Here is a 16634-nt window from a genome sequence, read left to right on the forward strand (position 1 = left end):
TCCGTCGCCTGCGGACAACCCTGCGCGGCCTGCGCATCCCCGAACGTTGGCGCCCTGCCGACGCCTCTCCGGCGCGAGATGAGCCGGAAGGCGCCTTGACGCGTCCGGCTTTTTCAGTTCCATCCATCCCCGCGAAACCAAAGAACGTCCGCAGCGCTCACCCCCCCATATCGAGGCCACCATGAACGAACTGCTCCTCTACGGTCCCGTAGCCCTGCCCGCCATGGGCATTGTCCTGCTCGTCGCCGTCCTGTTCCGGGTGTCGCGCAGCGCCCTGCTCGTGAACGCCCGGCTCGACGCCTTCGAGAAATCCCTGGAGATGACGCGGCTGCTGCTGCGCGAGGAAGTCGCCCAGGGACGCGACGAATCCGGGCGGCTGCTGGCCGAGCTGCGCCGGGAGCTGGCCGGACACATCCGGGAAGCGGGCGGGAACCTGCTGCAGCGCGTGTCCGACGGGCACTGCGCCCAGGGACGGCAGTTCGACGCGCTGGCCGCGCATTTCGGCGACTTCTCGCGGGCGAGCCTGGAGCAGCTGGCCCGCCTGGAGCAGCGCTCCGCCGGGAACGCCAAGGCCCTGCGCGAGGAGGTCGTCGCCACGCTGACGCGCATCTCCGAGACCGCAACACGCACCATGGGCGACATCGGCGAGGCGCAGGATGCCCGGCTGAACGCCATGGCGGCGGCCATGAACCAGCTGTCCGAAACCAACGCCGCCAGGCTCGAAACCGTCCGCGCCACCGTGGAGGAGCGGCTGCGTCTGCTCCAGGCCGACAACGCCAGTCAGCTCGAAAGCATGCGCCAGACCGTCGACGAAAAGCTCCAGGGCACCCTGGAGAAGCGGCTCGGCGAATCCTTCCGTCAGGTCAGCGAACGGCTCGAACAGGTCCACAAGGGCCTGGGCGAGATGCAGACCCTGGCCACGGGCGTGGGCGACCTGAAGAAGGTCCTGACCAACGTCAAGACGCGTGGCACCTGGGGCGAGGTCCAGCTCGGCGCCCTGCTGGAGCAGGTCCTGAACGCCGAGCAGTACGTCCGAAACGCCTCCACCCGCGACGGCGCCGAGCGCGTTGAGTTCGCCATAAAGTTGCCCGGCCAGGACGGCGAGACCCCCGTGCTCCTGCCCATCGACGCCAAGTTCCCGGTGGAGGACTACCAGCGTCTCCTCGACGCCCAGGAGCGGGCAGACGCCGAGGGCATCGAGGCTGCAGGCAGCTCGAAACCCGGGTCAAGGCCTGCGCCCGGGACATCCGCGACAAGTACGTCAACCCGCCCGCCAGCACGGACTTCGGCATCCTCTTCCTGCCCATCGAGGGCCTCTTCGCCGAGGTCATCCGCCGTCCCGGCCTGGCCGAGGGCATCCAGCGCGACTGCCGGGTCGTCATCGCCGGTCCCACCACCCTGTGGTCCATCCTGAACAGCCTGCAGATGGGCTTCCGCACCCTGGCCATCCAGAAACGCTCCGGCGAGGTCTGGACCCTGCTCGGAGCGGTCAAGACGGAATGGTCCAAGTACGGAGAAGTCCTGGACGCCGTGCAGAAACGCATCCACCAGGCCTCCGAAACCATCGAAAAGGCGAAGGTCCGCACGCGCGCCATCGGCCGCAAGCTCAGGGACGTCCAGGAACTGCCGGCCGAAGCGTCTTCGACGCTGCTTTCGCTGGCCATGGACGAAGAGGATGGGGAGGCCATGCCGGAAATGCAGTGAGGAACCACGCGCAGGGGACCTCTCCCTCCGACGATCGGCGGGCGCTCAACCCTCGGAGGACGCATGCGTGCGGCAATCCGTCCGGACCCGAACCCGGCCTGACGGGATTGTGGTCTGCCCTGTTGGGAGGTCTTTCCGACTTGGGGCTTGCATGAAAGCAAAGAGCGAGCTATAGGGCGGTTTGTTTTGAAGTTGGTGATCCCAGGGAAGCATTCCGGAACGGCGGAATGCTTCCTGTTTTTTTGTACCGTTCAGACCCGCAAGGCATTTTCCTTCAGGAGCAGTCATGTCCCAGTGCATCAAATTCAACCGCGCAGCCGAGGCCCTCAAGCTGCGTCGCCCTGTGGACACCTGACCACGCCCTGAAAATCCTGGTGTATTACATGGGGGGCGTGTCGAAGGCATGCCCCCTCTTTTTTTTCCGCCCCCTGCATCCCGCACGGCCGGGCCCGAACCTTTTGCAGCACATGCGCCCAGGAGGTGACCATGAGCACGAAACCCGAAATCATCATTACGACCCAGGACGCCGAACGCCTGGAGATTCTTCTGGACTCCCTGTCCTCCGTAGCCTTCCCGGCCAAGGCAGGATTGGCGGAGGAACTCGATCGCGCAGTCAGGGTGGACCCGAGGCAGGTCCCCCCGACGGTGGTGACCATGAATTCCACCGTCAGGTTCGAAATGCAGCCGTCGGGCACGGAGCGTTGCCTGAAGCTCGTCTACCCCGGCACGCGCGACAACGACGAGGAGACGGTCTCCATCCTCGCCCCGGTGGGCAGCGCGCTGCTGGGCCTGTCCGAGGGCGACGAGATGCCCTGGCCCCGGCCCGGCGGGGGGACGCTGCGTCTTGTCATCAAGGAGGTCGTGGACCAGCCGGAGCGCTCGGGTAACTACGATCTCTGAAATCACGGAGCGCCGGAGCCCGGCGCACGTCTCGTTTTCAGGGGGGGGCGCCGGCCCCCCTTTTTGCTTGCCAACCCTCAACACCGCCACGAACGGAGGATGACATGGTGGATCTCTCGTCAAAGACAACGGCCGCGCTGCTGCCGACGGATATTCTGTTCCAGACTCCCTACTGGGCGCAGGTCAAGTCCCGCCTCGGTCTGAGGCCCCGCGCCTTCGACATCGCCACGAGCGGGCCGGGAGGCGACGTGCTCGTGCTGCTCAAGCCCCTCGGGGACAAGACGGTGGCCATCGTGCCCCAGGGCCCCGAACATGCGCCGGAGCAGGAGGAGTACGGGACCTTCATCGAAAAATTCTCCCTGGCCCTGGCCAGGCACCTGGAACCGGACGTGGCCTTCATCCGCTACGACCTGCCCTGGATCTCCCCTTATTCCGACGAACTGCAAGAGGGCGGACGGACGGCATTCCCCGAAGCCAGGGTGCGCGAGATGCGGATGAACATGGGCACGCAGCACTGGAACATCCGCAAGTCCTTCGAGGACCTGACCGTGGCCAGTTCCCTGGTGGTGGACATCGGGGGAAGCGAGGACGCCATTCTCGAAGGCATGAAGCCCAAGACCCGCTACAATATCGGCCTTGCGCAGCGCAAAGGGGTCACGGTGCAGACCGTAGGCCGGGAAAACCTGCCGGAATTTTACGCCCTCTATTGCCAGACGGCCCGGCGCAACGGGTTCACACCAGGCCCATTCAATCATTTCAGCGCCTTGTTCCAGGGCCTAGCCACATCGTCGGACCATTCCGAACTGGTCTTCCTGCTCGCCCGGCACGGACAGGACACCCTGGCCGGCGCCATCGTCGGCATCTCCGGCAAGGCCGCGAACTTTCTCTACGGCGCGTCGGCGAACACGAAGCGAAACCTCATGGCCCCGAGCCTCATGCACTGGACAGCCATGCGCCACGCCCGCGAACGAGGCTGCACGACCTACGAAATGGGTGCTGTCTCGCCCGGAGTGGACCCGTCCCACCCTTTCTACGGTCTGTACCGCTTCAAGACCGGCTTCGGCGGCCGCATCGAATACCGCTGCGGTTCCTGGGACTTCCCCCTGGACCAGGACGCCTACAGAGAGTTCAGCAACGCCGAGCGGCTGTACAGGAGCGGACGCGACGCCTGATACTGCAACGCTGGATGGCACGAAATCGAATTAATGGAATGGACTCTACGCAAAAGACAAATCTTTACGGAATTATCACACGCTGCTGAAAGACAACACTTGCCTGTTAGAGTTTCGATACACGGTATGAGTATATGTCAATGTAACAAAGAAAAGATTGGCTTTAAGCTTGTAACGAAAAAAAGGCTTACAGGGGAAATACTCCTGTAAGCCTTTACTTTTCCTGGTCGGGGCGACTGGACTCGAACCAGCGGCCCTCGGTTCCCAAAACCTAATCCTACCATTTTCACCTATTTGCACCACTTTGCATTATTTATTATTTTTCGGATAGTTATATCAAGTCGACGTTCATTGACTTTTCTCATTTTTCACCTAATTTCACCTCTAATGTTGGGCATAGTGTTGGGCAGACGATCCTCGGTTTAAGCCCGCTAGCCCTTGGTTTGGAGGAAAAATGCCATCACGAAAACGCGAAAAAACGCGCTATCCGGGCGTCTATTACGTCATCGGCACTGGTGCGGACGGAAAACCGGAACGAGTCTATTACATCGTATACCGCAGGGATGGGAAACTAATCGAAGAGAAAGCTGGTTACCAAGGCCGCGACGACATGACCGAAGCAAGGGCTGCTCGCTTAAGGGCTGAGCGCATAGATGGAAAGTCCGACTCGAACAAAATCCGTCGCAACAAAATCAAAGCAGAGAAAGAGGCGGACGACAATCGTTGGACGCTCTCCAAATTGTGGGCTGAGTACAAGAAAAGTAAAGTTGATTTTAAAGGAATCAAGACAGACGAGAGCAGATTCATACGCTACCTCGAAGTTCCTTTCGGGCACAAGGAGCCTGACGAAATTGCTCCGCTCGATGTGGATAGGGTTCGAGTAATGATGCTCAAATCAAAGAGTCCGCAGACTGTTAAAAACACACTTGAATTATTTAGACGTATTATTAATTTTGGCGTTAGAATGCACTTATGCTCTCGCTTGCCTTTTACCATTGTGTTTCCAAAAACAGATAATCACAAAACTGAAGATCTAACGCCAGATGAAATGGAACGTCTGTTCAAGGCAATTGCTGAAGATACGAACATACAAGCAGCAGGAATAATGAAAGCAGCCCTTTTTACAGGGATGCGCCGTGGAGAAATATTCAAGCTGAAATGGTCTGATTTAGATTTCGAAAAAGATTTCATTTTTATCCGCGATCCCAAAGGCGGAAAGGACCAGCGGATCCCAATGAACGAAGCGGCCAGGCAACTGTTTCAGGACCACCCCAGAACAGGCAGTGAATTTGTCTTCCCAGGCCGCAATGGCGGCTTGAGAAAAGATGTCAAACATCAAACAGCCCGAATAAAACGTCGCGCCGGACTTCCTGAAGATTTTCGAGCTCTGCATGGACTCAGGCATGTATACGCGTCAATGTTAGCGAGCTCTGGTCAAGTTGATATATATACACTACAAAAGCTATTGACGCACAAATCTCCACAGATGACACAGCGCTACGCACATCTTCGCGATGAAGCTCTAAAACGAGCAGCTGAAGTGGCAGGAAATTTATTTGCAAATATTGAAAAGCAAAATACTTCGATCGATGTTGAAAATCCAAAAACTGCATAATTCGAAAAAGCCGCTACAGATGTTTCTGTAGCGGCTTTATAATTGGTGTCGAAGGGGGCATTGGCAATTTTCGACACTACTATCTGATTTTATTTACCATCAAGCCAGTGCTTCACTCGGTCTGTGTAACAGTTTGCGGCATGATCTTTCCAGCTCTCCCCTGCCCTCTCTTTGGTGTTTTCCCTGGCCAGATGTCAAGGCAACACGATTCCTAGTCATCCAGATCGGCACTCTCTGGAGCGAGAGGGGGAGACACCTCAATTTTTGAGAGGTATTCGTAAACAGGCGCGTTCGCTCTCCTCAGAAAGGTAACAACGACCATCCACCTGTTCACGCTCCTTTTCAAAACACAATCACCTGCTTCCCGACCATCTTCCCCGTCCGTTGCTGCAGATGCGCCGCTTGCACGGATTCCGCACTCAAACCTTCAATGGTCTTGGCCAGCGTAGTGCGCACTCGACCTGCATCAATCAGCCTCGAAACAGTCTCCAGAATCATGCCCTGCCGGTCCATATCAGCCGTCTTGAACATGGAGCGCGTATACATAAATTCCCAGCACAGGCGCACGCTTTTCTGCTTGAAAACCCTGATATCAAGGGCTGCGTCCGGATCATCGATCATGCAGATACGCCCCTGCGGCGCAATGACCTGACTCATGGCTTGCCAGTGTTCTTCCAGATGGGTGGTGCAATAGATGGCGTCCACGCTGGATATACCTTCCGCAGTAAGACGCTCGGCCAGATTATCCCGCCCAATGACGGCGGACGCGCCAAGATCCCGACACCACTGTGCCGAATCCGGCCGCCCGGCCGTGGCAATAACGGTCATACCTGCCCATCTGGCCAGCTGAATGATCATGGAGCCAACCCCACCCGCGCCACCAATAACCAGAAGCGTCATGCCCGCGTTGGCACCTTCTGCTGCCGCAAAGCCCAGACGGTCGAACAGCCCTTCCCAGGCCGTCAGGGTGGTCAGCGGCAGACTGGCGGCCTGCGCCACCGCAAGACTGACCGGAGCCGGACCGACCAGACGCTCGTCAACCAGCTGATACTCGGCATTACTGCCATCGCGTGTCAGATCCCCGGCGTAGTACACACGGTCACCGGGTTTGAATTTGGTACCTTTTGGCCCCACGGCCTCCACGATTCCGCAGGCATCCCAGCCCAGAATACGCGCAGCATCTGCAGGCATGCGTTCAAAGACCTTGGTATCCACAGGATTAACGGCCGAAGCCTGAATCTTGACCAGAATATCGCGCCCTTCAGCGTGGGGGATGGTTCTCTCTTCCTCGGAAAACGCTCCGGCATCCGCCGGATTCTGTCCGCCATGCGCAACGATCACTTTCATAAGTCCTCCAAAGTTTATCTCGGTGTAGCAGAAACCGCCAAGCCGGTACAGATTGCTGGTGGCAACGGCATGCGCCGTGTTTTGATGATCGTATACATACGTCCGATAAAACAGAGAAATTAATTATTATTGCAACATTCATAAGCAACCATTATTAAAAAATCATGAAACAACCTGATCTGGAAATCAATCTCTTGCGCACCTTTGTCGCCCTGGCCGAAACCGGCAGCTTCACGCAGGCCGGAGATATTCTGGGGCGGACCCAGTCTGCGGTCAGCCAACAGATACACCGCCTGGAAGATATTATCGGCAAAGCACTTTTTAGCCGAACGAGCCGGATCGTTGCTTTGACCATAGACGGCGAACAACTGTTGCCGCATGCCCACGCCATCATCGCACTCAATGATGAGGCTATCCGATCCGTGAAAGCCCCGCCCTTGGCAGGATTGTTGCGGCTCGGAATTTCGGAAGACTTCATCCCCCGTCAATTGCCGTTGCTGCTTGCTCAGTTTGCCCGCGCTCATCCCGGTGTACGGTTGGAACTGCGGACAGGCTTGAGTACGGCACTGGTCGAAACGCTGAACCTCGGCGAACTCGATCTGGTCATTGCCAAGCGGGACGCCCAGCCGCAAGCAGGTCGGGTCATCTGGCGTGAACCCTTGATCTGGATGGCCGCAAAAGGCTTCAAGGTTGGTCAAACGGATCAACTGCCGCTGATTCTTTTGCCGACGCCCTGCTCCTATCGCAGGATCATGCTCGACTTGCTTCGAGCAGCCGAACGACCATGGCGCATCAGCTGCACGGCGCACAGCATCGTGGGGTTGCAGGCAGCCGTTCAGGGTGGACTCGGAGTGTCTATTTTGGGGAAATCGTTTCTGGGCGCAGAACTTGCGGAATTACCGGAGGAATGCAATTTGCCTGCGCTGCCCGATACGGAAATAGCCGTGTTTGGCGAAGAAGGAGCGCGAGTGGAGCTGGCGGACTATCTGGTCCAATTTCTGCTGAGCGCACTGGAAAAGATGAATCCGACAAATAGAAACGCACTGAAGTTGGTGCGTAACGTTGGCTAGGAACGGCCCTACTGTATCAACAATTCCGGACTGTATTCAAAATGCATGGTATCGTAATGATACCATTTTCCTCTCTAGATAAAACCGTGTTTCTCGAATATACGTACGATTTCATAAGGAATACGGTATTTGTAAGAAATGGGGCCAGCTCATTTTTCCTTTGCCCAGCGCCAATAATCGGAATTCTTCACATCAATATCCATGGCAATACCGAAACTGTGCGCACTTAATCCCTCGGTTCCGGCAATGTTGCGCCATTCGCATGTTCCGTCTACGAAACTGACGTATTGTTTCAATGCTTCCGGCAGAGCTTTCAAATCCACAACAACTTTGGAAATTTGCTCGTTGACCCCATTTATACAGGTCATGAGCAGGCTTCTGGTTCGTCCTCCGCTGATCCACGGCACTTCGACCAGTTTCTCTTTCACTTCCTCGGGCGTTGAGCCATACATCTTCTTGAAAAGGCCAGATTGCGAACCCGATCGGGATCGGCGTTGCCTACAGGTGCCGTCGATTCGCCAAGGGGATAGATCATAAAGAGTTGATCCTTGAGATCGGGATTGGAAAGAAGCGCGTTAAAATTTTGAGGAGTCTTCCTACACCTCCCACACGACCTCCCTTGAGCACACACTAAACAGGACGACGCCCAGGCAAACCCACGGCAGGCAAGGGTTTCCAATTACCCCTGGCTTAACTCTGCTAGTCCCGACCCCTTCAAACGCAAATGATTAGGGAGCAGAGAATGATGAAGAAGACGAGACGGAAGCATTCAGCCGAGTTCAAGGCCAAGGTGGTCTTGACCGCGATGGTCGGCGCAGGAGTCTCTGAATCTGGCGCTGATTGAGCCTGAGAAGTCATGGCAGAACGGTTTGAACGAGAGTTTTAACGGCAAATTTCGAGACGAGTGTCTGTCGATGGAATGGTTCCGGTGTCGGACTGAGGCGCGGGTTGTAATCGATGAATGGAGGCGGCACTACAACTCCGTTCGTCCGCACTCAAGCCTCAACAACATGACGCCCGAACATTTCTGTCGGCAGTATGGTAAAAACTTGAACCGTGGGGAAACCCTCAAGAATTGAGTGGTCCGAAGTTTCCCGGCAGGTCACCCTCAGGGTATATCTATCAGTATCCTGGAAGGCTGCACGGAGACCGCATAAATTTAACTACCCGGGGGTATTTCGCTGCCCATGACCATGCCTCCGTACGTGGCATACTCCGTGGCGTAGCTGGGGCACATGCAGATGGTGTTCACCCCGCAGGTGTTGGGGGAGCCGAACAGGTTGAAGAATCTCCGGCAATCCCAGTGATACGTCCTCTTGGTGCCGTGCGTGAACGCGAGGGTTTCGGCCCCGTGCTTTTCCTTCAAGCCGGCGAGTTTTTCGGCAACTTCATCCAGAGCCTGGTCCCAGGTGATGCGCTGCCACTTCCCTTCGCCCCGTTTACCGACTCTCTTCAGCGGGTGGTTGAGCCGGTCAGGGTGGTAAATGTGATCGAGCATCAACCGGCCGCGTTCGCAGAGTACCCCGCGAGAAATCGGGTGGTCCGGATCGCCGGTAATTTTGACGACCTTGCCGTTATCAATATGCAGCAGCATGCCGCATCGTGGATGGCAAAGGCCGCAATAGCTTCTGCGAATTTCCATTGTCCAAGCCTCCTGTAAAAAGCTTTATTCCTCTTCGCCCCAGGCCTTGACGCTGCGGGCAACCTTCTTGCGCACGCCCGACCAGTCCGTCTCATGCGTGAACATGGACTCCGGCAGGGCGGCCAGCATCTTGGAATACAGGCTAAAAGGAACCGTGAAGGTCAGTTCGTCGGTCTTCATGAATTTCCGGGCCGAGGGGTCGAACCCGCCGAGCACGGCTTTTTCCAGGCCCTGCTCCTGGTAGTAGAGGGGCCAGCCGATCATGTTGGTGCAGCCGGCGCCGAAGGGGGACATCACGCAGTCCATGTCGCCCGTGGCAAAGATGGTCTGGGTGAAGAGTCCGGTCAGGACTTCGGGCCGGGCGAAAAAGATGACGAATTCGGGCTCCGCGCCGTCCGTAAACTGGGAAAGGGGCTTAAAAATGCAATATTTGGCCGGTGCCTTGCGCGGGTTCACCTTCTCCATGAACGCCCGCATGGCGTCGGGGCTCGGCATGTACCGCTCGCCGTGTAGGGGTGTGCCCGGAAAACCCGTTGACACGTAGTGCTCAATGAAGCGCAGATGGGGCTTCATCATGGAGCAGTAGTACACGCCGCCCGGACATCCGTACTCTTCGGTGGAAATAAACGCCGCCCCCTTCTTTTTGCGGGCCAGCCAGACATTGCCCATGACGCAGGAGAAGGTCTTCATGACCTCCTGCATGTCCAGCTCCCGGCGGTCTTCCAGTTCGCGCGAGATGGGCGTGCCCGTCTTCGGGCCGTATGCGTTGTCCGGCTTCGTGTCGGCATAGTAGACGCCGAACGGCTCTTCGGCCAGTCCGAGATGGTTCAAAAAGGCAGCGGTACCGTCGAGTATGGCTTGCATCGTCATGGTGTCCTCCTGTTCATGGAAAATCCGCAGAGCAGCGGAAGTATTGCCGTAGACCACGACTTTTCATACCATGCTCATCTGTAAAATAAACACGACTAACAGAAAACTCTTTTCCACGAACGGGCATAATTATGCAGGAATTTCTCAATGACGTACCACTTCTGGTCGAAGTGGCCAGGCAAAAAAGTTTCACCAAAGCCTCGGAAATACTGGGTATCGGAGCCTCAACTCTGTCGAGACGCATCAAATTGCTGGAGGAAAGGATGGGAGCTCGGCTCTTTTACCGGGACACGCGCAACGTCGAACTGACCGACAATGGCCGGCTTTTGCTTGAGCGCTGCGAATTCCTCATGGAGGAAGCGCAGAAGACATACGATTCTCTGGTCAGGAACATGCAGCAGGCGTCCGGCCTGATCCGCGTCTGCATGTTCCGGGACCTGTACGACCGGCACATGAAAAAAGCCCTGCTGAAGTTTGCCGATATGTGGCCGGACATCCGGCTGCATTTGACCTGTGTGGAGCACCCGGTTGACATGCGCACGGATCCTTATGACGTGGCCTTTCTCATCGGCCCGTCCATCGCCGAACCGCTGGTAGCCAGGAAACTCATGACCATCGAGCCGTTTCTGTACGCCGCCCCCAGTCTGTTCGATCGCTATCCCGTGCCAGCCGAACCCATGGACCTGCACAAGGTACCCTGCATCGTGCTGCAGCGATTCGGACGCCGCTGGGCCATGCACAACAACCAGCGGCATGTAACCATTGAGGTAGAACCCCTTTACTCGTTCAGTTCCGTGGACATGTGCCTCGACTTCGCCCTGGCCGGGCACGGCGTCATGCTGCTCAGAAGACAGGAAGGTGAACCGCATGAAAAGGCGGGACGGCTGGTCAAAGTGCTCCCGGAATGGAGCGGCGGCTTCGAGCACGACGTGCACATGGTCACGGGCAGCAGCCAGCACCCCCGGAGGCTCCGCCTGTTTCTGGACCATATCCGGGATTTTTATACCGCGCTTTAGAAGCAGTCTGCACCATTATCGAGACTAGCGTGCAGACCAGCAGTACGCACCTCTCTCACGCCGACTTCAATTCCCGCATCATCTCCGCCGGGCTCAGCCCGTAATGGCGCTTGAACTCGCGGCTGAACTGCGACGGGCTCTCGTAGCCCACCGCATCGGCCGCCAGATAGGCCTTCATGTTCTTCTGCACGATCAGGTCCCGGGCCCGGGCCAGCCTGATTTTCTTGAGGTACTGCAGGGGCGAGTTGGCCGTGACCTCCTTGAAGGTCTTGTGGAAGGCCGAGACGCTCATGTTGGCCGTATGCGCAAGCTGCTGCACGTCGATTTTTTCCGAATACTTGCCTTCCATGATGCTGATGACCCGCGCCATCTCCGAAAATGCGCCGGTGCTGCGGGCCAGGGCGTGGAGCACCGGCGCCTGGCGGCCGCACAGTGCCCGGTAGTAGATCTCCCGGACCAGCCCGGGAGCCAGGATCCTGGCGACCTGCTCCGTGCGCAAGGCCTTCATGAGCTTGATGGCCGCATCCTTCATGTCCGCATTCATGGGAGACGGCCCGATGGCCAGCGATACCGCGTTGTCGGGCAGCGCGGCCACGTGATCGTGCAGTCCCATCTGACTGATCAGATCATTGAGCTGGCCCATATCGATGTCGATGAACAGGCCCAGCAAGGGATTCTCCGGGCTGGGGAAAGATTCGCACTCAAACGGCATGGAGACCGAGGTCACGAGGTAATTGTCCACATCGTAGCGGAAGGCCTGGCCTCCCAGGTAGGCCACCTTGTGCCCCGAAGCGACGATGCAGATCCCCGGATTGTACAGCATCGGCCTGCGGGCGACGTGCTTCGTATCCTTGAAAAAACGGACCCCCGGGAGCATCGACTCCACGGCATCGCCATCAACTGTCGCCATATCCTGAAGTAAATCAATCAGATTACACATTTTCAAATCCTCCGTTCGTTCATGGCTCTTATGAACACCATTCCCTGATCCAGTTCAATAGGAACAAGCAAAGAAAAGAGAAATGGGCAAGGTTTAGAGAGAAATGTGCGTTCACGACGGGCTGGAGTCTCCTTAAAAGGTTCTCATCAACCACCTGGAGGAAGCCACAATGAAATCCAACACGTTTGTGACCAAAATGATGACGACCATGATGTCCGTGCTGACTCTGGTCCTGATTACCAACCCTGCCCATGCGGAGGACTCCATGACCTGGGACAAGACATTCAAACTGAGCGAAAAAGTAACGCATGAAAAGGTATCGTACCCCAACCGGTACGGCATAGCTGTGTCTGCCGACATGTACCTGCCGAAAGATATTGACACATCCAAAAAATATCCGGCCCTCGTCGTGGGTACTCCCTACGGCGGCGTCAAGGAACAGGGCGCGGGCATCTATGCGCAGAACATGGCGGAGCGCGGCTTCGTGGCCATCGCCTTCGACGAGTCCTTCAACGGAGAAAGCGGCGGCCAGCCCCGTCACATCTCCTCTCCCGAAATCTTCTCCGAGGATTTCAGTGCGGGCGTGGATTTCCTGGGCACCCGTCCCTTTGTGGACAGGAACAGGATCGGCGCCATCGGCATCTGCGGCAGCAGCGCATTCGCTCTCAAGGCGGCGCAGGTCGACCATCGCATCAAGGCCATCGCCACCTCGAGCTTGTACGACATGAGCCGCGTCATCCGCAACGGCTGGCAGGATTCCATGACCGCCGAGGAACGCAGCCAGATGTTCGACGCACTCGGCGAGCAGCGCTGGAAGGATTTTGAAAACGGCAGTCCGATGCTGCCCGAGGGCTTCCCGGCCGAAGCGGTCAATGCCATTCCCGAAGGTCTGGACCCGATCATGAGCGAATTCTGGGAGTACTACGCCATGCCGCGCGGGCACCACCCCCGTTCTCACGGCCCGTTCACGGCCACCAGCAACCTGGCTTTCGCAAACTTCCCGCTGCTGAACTACATCGACACGGTTTCGCCCCGCCCGATCCTGTTCATCATGGGCGAGAAGGCGCACTCCCGCTACTTCACCGAGGACGCCTTCAAGATGGCCAAGGAGCCCAAGGAGCTGCTCATCGTTCCCGGTGCCAGGCACATCGACCTGTACGACCGGGTGGACATGATCCCCTTCGACAACCTGCAGGATTTCTTCACCAAGGCTCTGAAGTAGCCGAGCTCATCCCCGCCGTCACGCCGATGATGAGCGTGCGGCTGGTGCGGCATTCCCCTGACCGTTCAGTCGGGGAATGCCGCCTCCCCCGTGCAGAGTCGAACGTGCCGATCCGACGGGGGCAAAACAACAAGGAGACAGATATGAGCAAGATCAAAGTAGGCTTTATCGGTCTGAACCCGGACAGCCACTGGGCGTCGACCGCGCATATTCCGGCCCTCGAATCCCTTTCCGATGATTTCGAGGTCACGGGTGTCGCCAACTCTACCTTCGAGAGCGCGCAACGGACAACCAAGGCGCTCCATCTGAAACACGCTTTCGCAACGCCCCAGGAACTGGTTTCGTCCGACGAGATCGATCTGGTCGTGGTCACGGTCAAGGTGCCCTACCACTTTGGCCTGGTCTCCGCCGCGCTCAATGCGGGCAAGCATGTGCATTGCGAATGGCCTCTGGGGAACGGTCTGGAAGAAGCCTACAAGCTGACTGCCCTGGCCAGGGAAAAAGGCGTCGTCGCCACGGTGGGGACGCAGATGCGTGCGGCCGTCGAAGTGAAGTACCTGCAACAACTGATCGCCGACGGGTATGTCGGCGAGGTGCTCTCGACGACCCTGGTCGCCGACGCCGGCGGATGGGGGCCTGAAACGGTCGCCGATCTCGCCTACCTCAACAACAAGTCCAAGGGCGCGACCATGCTGACCATTCCGTTCGGACATACCCTGGCCAGCCTGCAGGACGTGCTCGGCGGTTTCGCCAGCATCTCCGGCCGCATGGTCAGGCGACGCGACACGGTGCATGTGACCGATACGGACGCGACAATCCCCTCCACCACGGAGGACCAGATCATGGTCAACGGCGTGCTCCGGAGCGGGGCCGCAAGCACGTCCTCGCGCTCCAGCACCTCGTCCCGCCCTTCCAGTTCGGCCATGAGCCCTCCCCAGTTCACGCTCCCGAGACCGGCCAGAGCCCCCCCCTCGATCTCCGCGACCGGCTTCCCGATGAGGGTGGCCGCAGCCGCATTGGCCAGCATGACTCGCCCTTCGGGATTGGTGGTCAGGAGCCCCAGAGGCAGGCACGTCACAACCTCTGAGGCGAAGGCCTGCGTGTCCTTCAGAAGGCGGCGTGAACGTTGATAATGTTCGGCCCAGAACAGCGCCGCGAACCCGCCCGCGCCGATAAGCACAGTCAGCACGCCAATGATGGCGCTGGTGCGGAGTTCGTCGGCCATGGCCGAATTGAAGGGGCGCACATCCTGCCCAAGGAAAATGATCGCCGGTCCTTCCTCCTTCGCACCGTTTCCAACTCCCCCATGGCGGAAGCCGGCCGTGGGGCCACACCACATGGCGGGGTGGACACCCGGGAGTGGTGAAAATTTCTTGTAGACCTCGAAAACTTCTTGTCCGTCGTCGACTGTCAGGAAGCGACCCTTACGTCCCTCTTCCGGATATATCACGTCCCGGAATTCCTGAGGATGAAGGTTCGAACCAATACGTGTCGCATCGTTGTGGGCCAGAATCATCCCATGCTCGTCGGTCACCGCCAGGTAGACGATGCCGTGCTGCTTGGCAGTCTCCTCCACCATGGATTGGAAATACCCGGGGCCACCATGCATCCCCATCCCTATTCGTGTCCCCGCCTCCAAAGCCCAGAATAGGGCATCGGCATGGTCCAGTAAGTTCGCCATCATGTGCGCCCTAGTGCGCTGGAGATTGCGAGCCGAGAATAGCACGACCGCGAGTCCCAGAATCACAACAAAACCTGCCATCAGCCAGGGCGCTGTGCGCTTTCGTTTCGCAAAGCCTGAAAACGTGTTCATTGGTCACCTCGCATCAACACCTGTAACCGTTTTACCCATGTTGTCCAGTTCGGTGTCACATGTTTACCCGCACAGTCTGACACCAAACGCGCATCTGGAATGTCTCAAAACGAATATAATCTTTAATATCAAATTATTAAGTCATTCTTGCTCTTCTGGCACGCTGATTGCCTTTACCACATCATATCGAGACGAAAAATATCGGAGGAACTCATCATGTGGAATTGCGGAACACTGCCCTGGTTCGGAGGATGGATGGTCGGCCATTTCCTGTGGGGGATCCTGGTCGCGACAGGCCTCGGAATGCTTCTCTGGGCAGCATTCAAGCCACGGAGAACATCGGGCTCTTCGGCGGACAGAGCCGACTCCTTGGAGATACTTAAGCTCCGGCTGGCAAAGGGGGAAATCAGCATCGAAGAGTACAACACGTTGAAATCCATCCTCTGAACGGACACTGCCATAAACATTGATCCATAGACAAAACCAAGCCCCTTTCGGGCGAAAACACAACCAAATTACTATCTAGGAGAACTGTCATGAAAACGAACCGCAACCTTATCGTCACTGTCCTGACCCTGGCCTTCATCACTGCCTTCGCTGGCCTCGCATCCGCTCAGGGGCAGGGAATGATGGGTGGCATGGGCAACATGAGCCCGGAGAAACACGCGACGATGCAAAAGCTTCACGCCGATTTCGACGCAGCCACGGCCGACCTGAACAAACAGCTCTTTGCCAAGGAGTCCGAACTCAACGCCGCGCTCTACGCGGACAAGCCTGACGAGAAGAAGGTCGACACCCTGACCAAGGAGATCGGTGATCTGAACGCCAAGATCTATGCCGAACGGGTCAAGATGCACAAGGCTATGGCCAAGGAAGGCATCGTGCCCGGAAAAGGACACGGCATGATGGACGGCAAGGGCGGCTGCCAGATGATGGGTGGCGGGATGAACCACGGCCAGGCGGGTGGAGGAATGCAGCACGGCAAGATGGGCGGCATGCAGCATAACACGCCAGGCAACGGCACCACCGACCAATCTCCCGCAGGTCACTCTGGACACGGCGCCCCGACTCAGCAGTAACACGACTGCGCCAAACACGGCGCACTCAAGCATAGATAATGCCCCCGAGTATGAACTAACTCGGGGGCATTATCGTTTTCAATTATCATAACAAGCATACCCTTTCTGGGCACAGCTATGGGCACGCGAAATCGTGCCCATAACTATTTATTTTTGACGTTTTGGGCACACTCATTGTTTACATCTAGATCTTTTTTGGGCACGCTCAGCCCATAAAACGCCAATTTCAATTCCGAGGATGCCG

General features: G+C 57.5%; 15 protein-coding genes and 2 pseudogenes. 12 read left to right on the forward strand and 5 right to left on the reverse strand.

The window, feature by feature from the left end:
- Nucleotides 1-793: 793 nt before the first annotated feature.
- The 5 genes and pseudogenes from rmuC (ACZ5AC_RS10740) to ACZ5AC_RS10760 all read left to right on the forward strand — a co-directional run.
- Nucleotides 794-1129, forward strand: a pseudogene (gene rmuC, locus ACZ5AC_RS10740) (DNA recombination protein RmuC); the annotation flags it as partial.
- 116 nt (nucleotides 1130-1245) lie between these two features.
- Nucleotides 1246-1704, forward strand: coding sequence for a DNA recombination protein RmuC (gene rmuC / locus ACZ5AC_RS10745; RefSeq protein ID WP_464250612.1), 459 nt, complete (start codon nucleotides 1246-1248; stop codon nucleotides 1702-1704).
- Nucleotides 1705-2190: 486 nt separating this feature from the next.
- Nucleotides 2191-2604, forward strand: a complete 414-nt coding sequence (gene rnk, locus ACZ5AC_RS10750) for a nucleoside diphosphate kinase regulator (RefSeq protein WP_464247617.1) — start codon at nucleotides 2191-2193, stop codon at nucleotides 2602-2604.
- Between the two features lie 104 nt (nucleotides 2605-2708).
- The gene (locus ACZ5AC_RS10755) at nucleotides 2709-3776 is read left to right on the forward strand and encodes a lipid II:glycine glycyltransferase FemX (RefSeq protein WP_464247618.1); all 1068 of its coding nucleotides are present in this window, start codon (nucleotides 2709-2711) and stop codon (nucleotides 3774-3776) included.
- A gap of 454 nt (nucleotides 3777-4230) precedes the next feature.
- Nucleotides 4231-5391, forward strand: a complete 1161-nt coding sequence (locus tag ACZ5AC_RS10760; RefSeq protein ID WP_464247619.1) for a tyrosine-type recombinase/integrase — start codon at nucleotides 4231-4233, stop codon at nucleotides 5389-5391.
- A 342-nt stretch (nucleotides 5392-5733) separates the two neighbouring features.
- On the opposite strand, the gene ACZ5AC_RS10765 is transcribed toward ACZ5AC_RS10760, so the two are convergent.
- Nucleotides 5734-6738 carry a zinc-binding alcohol dehydrogenase family protein gene (locus tag ACZ5AC_RS10765; RefSeq protein ID WP_464247620.1) on the reverse strand — a complete coding sequence of 335 codons (1005 nt, stop codon included), beginning with the start codon at nucleotides 6736-6738 and terminating at the stop codon, nucleotides 5734-5736.
- Between the two features lie 164 nt (nucleotides 6739-6902).
- Between ACZ5AC_RS10765 and ACZ5AC_RS10770 the strand changes: the two genes are divergently transcribed.
- Nucleotides 6903-7808, forward strand: a complete 906-nt coding sequence (locus ACZ5AC_RS10770; RefSeq protein WP_464247621.1) for a LysR substrate-binding domain-containing protein — start codon at nucleotides 6903-6905, stop codon at nucleotides 7806-7808.
- A 149-nt stretch (nucleotides 7809-7957) separates the two neighbouring features.
- Here the strand turns inward: ACZ5AC_RS10770 and ACZ5AC_RS10775 are convergent, their stop codons facing one another.
- On the reverse strand, nucleotides 7958-8236 hold the full coding sequence (locus ACZ5AC_RS10775) for a hypothetical protein (RefSeq protein ID WP_464247622.1): 279 nt from the start codon (nucleotides 8234-8236) through the stop codon (nucleotides 7958-7960).
- Nucleotides 8237-8611: 375 nt separating this feature from the next.
- Between ACZ5AC_RS10775 and ACZ5AC_RS10780 the strand changes: the two are divergent.
- Nucleotides 8612-8887, forward strand: a pseudogene (locus ACZ5AC_RS10780) (integrase core domain-containing protein); the annotation flags it as partial.
- A gap of 80 nt (nucleotides 8888-8967) precedes the next feature.
- On the opposite strand, the gene ACZ5AC_RS10785 reads toward ACZ5AC_RS10780, so the two are convergent.
- Together ACZ5AC_RS10785 and ACZ5AC_RS10790 are read right to left on the reverse strand one after the other, a co-directional pair.
- Nucleotides 8968-9450, reverse strand: a complete 483-nt coding sequence (locus tag ACZ5AC_RS10785) for a molybdopterin-dependent oxidoreductase (protein ID WP_464247623.1) — start codon at nucleotides 9448-9450, stop codon at nucleotides 8968-8970.
- Between the two features lie 24 nt (nucleotides 9451-9474).
- Nucleotides 9475-10320, reverse strand: coding sequence for a DUF169 domain-containing protein (locus tag ACZ5AC_RS10790; RefSeq protein ID WP_464247624.1), 846 nt, complete (start codon nucleotides 10318-10320; stop codon nucleotides 9475-9477).
- A 131-nt stretch (nucleotides 10321-10451) separates the two neighbouring features.
- Between ACZ5AC_RS10790 and ACZ5AC_RS10795 the strand changes: the two genes are divergently transcribed.
- Complete coding sequence (locus tag ACZ5AC_RS10795; RefSeq protein WP_464247625.1) at nucleotides 10452-11336, forward strand: LysR family transcriptional regulator; 885 nt, start codon at nucleotides 10452-10454, stop codon at nucleotides 11334-11336.
- 55 nt (nucleotides 11337-11391) lie between these two features.
- Here ACZ5AC_RS10795 and ACZ5AC_RS10800 read toward each other — a convergent pair whose 3' ends face one another.
- Complete coding sequence (locus ACZ5AC_RS10800; protein ID WP_464247626.1) at nucleotides 11392-12276, reverse strand: AraC family transcriptional regulator; 885 nt, start codon at nucleotides 12274-12276, stop codon at nucleotides 11392-11394.
- A gap of 169 nt (nucleotides 12277-12445) precedes the next feature.
- Between ACZ5AC_RS10800 and ACZ5AC_RS10805 the strand changes: the two genes are divergently transcribed.
- The 4 genes from ACZ5AC_RS10805 to ACZ5AC_RS10820 all read left to right on the forward strand — a co-directional run bounded on the left by ACZ5AC_RS10805 (nucleotide 12446) and on the right by ACZ5AC_RS10820 (nucleotide 16390).
- Entirely contained in the window at nucleotides 12446-13498 is a 1053-nt protein-coding gene (locus ACZ5AC_RS10805; protein WP_464247627.1) for an alpha/beta hydrolase, read from the forward strand.
- A 143-nt stretch (nucleotides 13499-13641) separates the two neighbouring features.
- Complete coding sequence (locus ACZ5AC_RS10810) at nucleotides 13642-14628, forward strand: Gfo/Idh/MocA family protein (protein WP_464247628.1); 987 nt, start codon at nucleotides 13642-13644, stop codon at nucleotides 14626-14628.
- Nucleotides 14629-15566: 938 nt separating this feature from the next.
- Entirely contained in the window at nucleotides 15567-15758 is a 192-nt protein-coding gene (locus ACZ5AC_RS10815; RefSeq protein WP_464247629.1) for an SHOCT domain-containing protein, read from the forward strand.
- Nucleotides 15759-15847: 89 nt separating this feature from the next.
- Nucleotides 15848-16390 carry a periplasmic heavy metal sensor gene (locus ACZ5AC_RS10820; protein ID WP_464247630.1) on the forward strand — a complete coding sequence of 181 codons (543 nt, stop codon included), beginning with the start codon at nucleotides 15848-15850 and terminating at the stop codon, nucleotides 16388-16390.
- Nucleotides 16391-16634 lie beyond the last annotated feature (244 nt).

Source organism: Desulfomicrobium aestuarii (assembly GCF_055385525.1).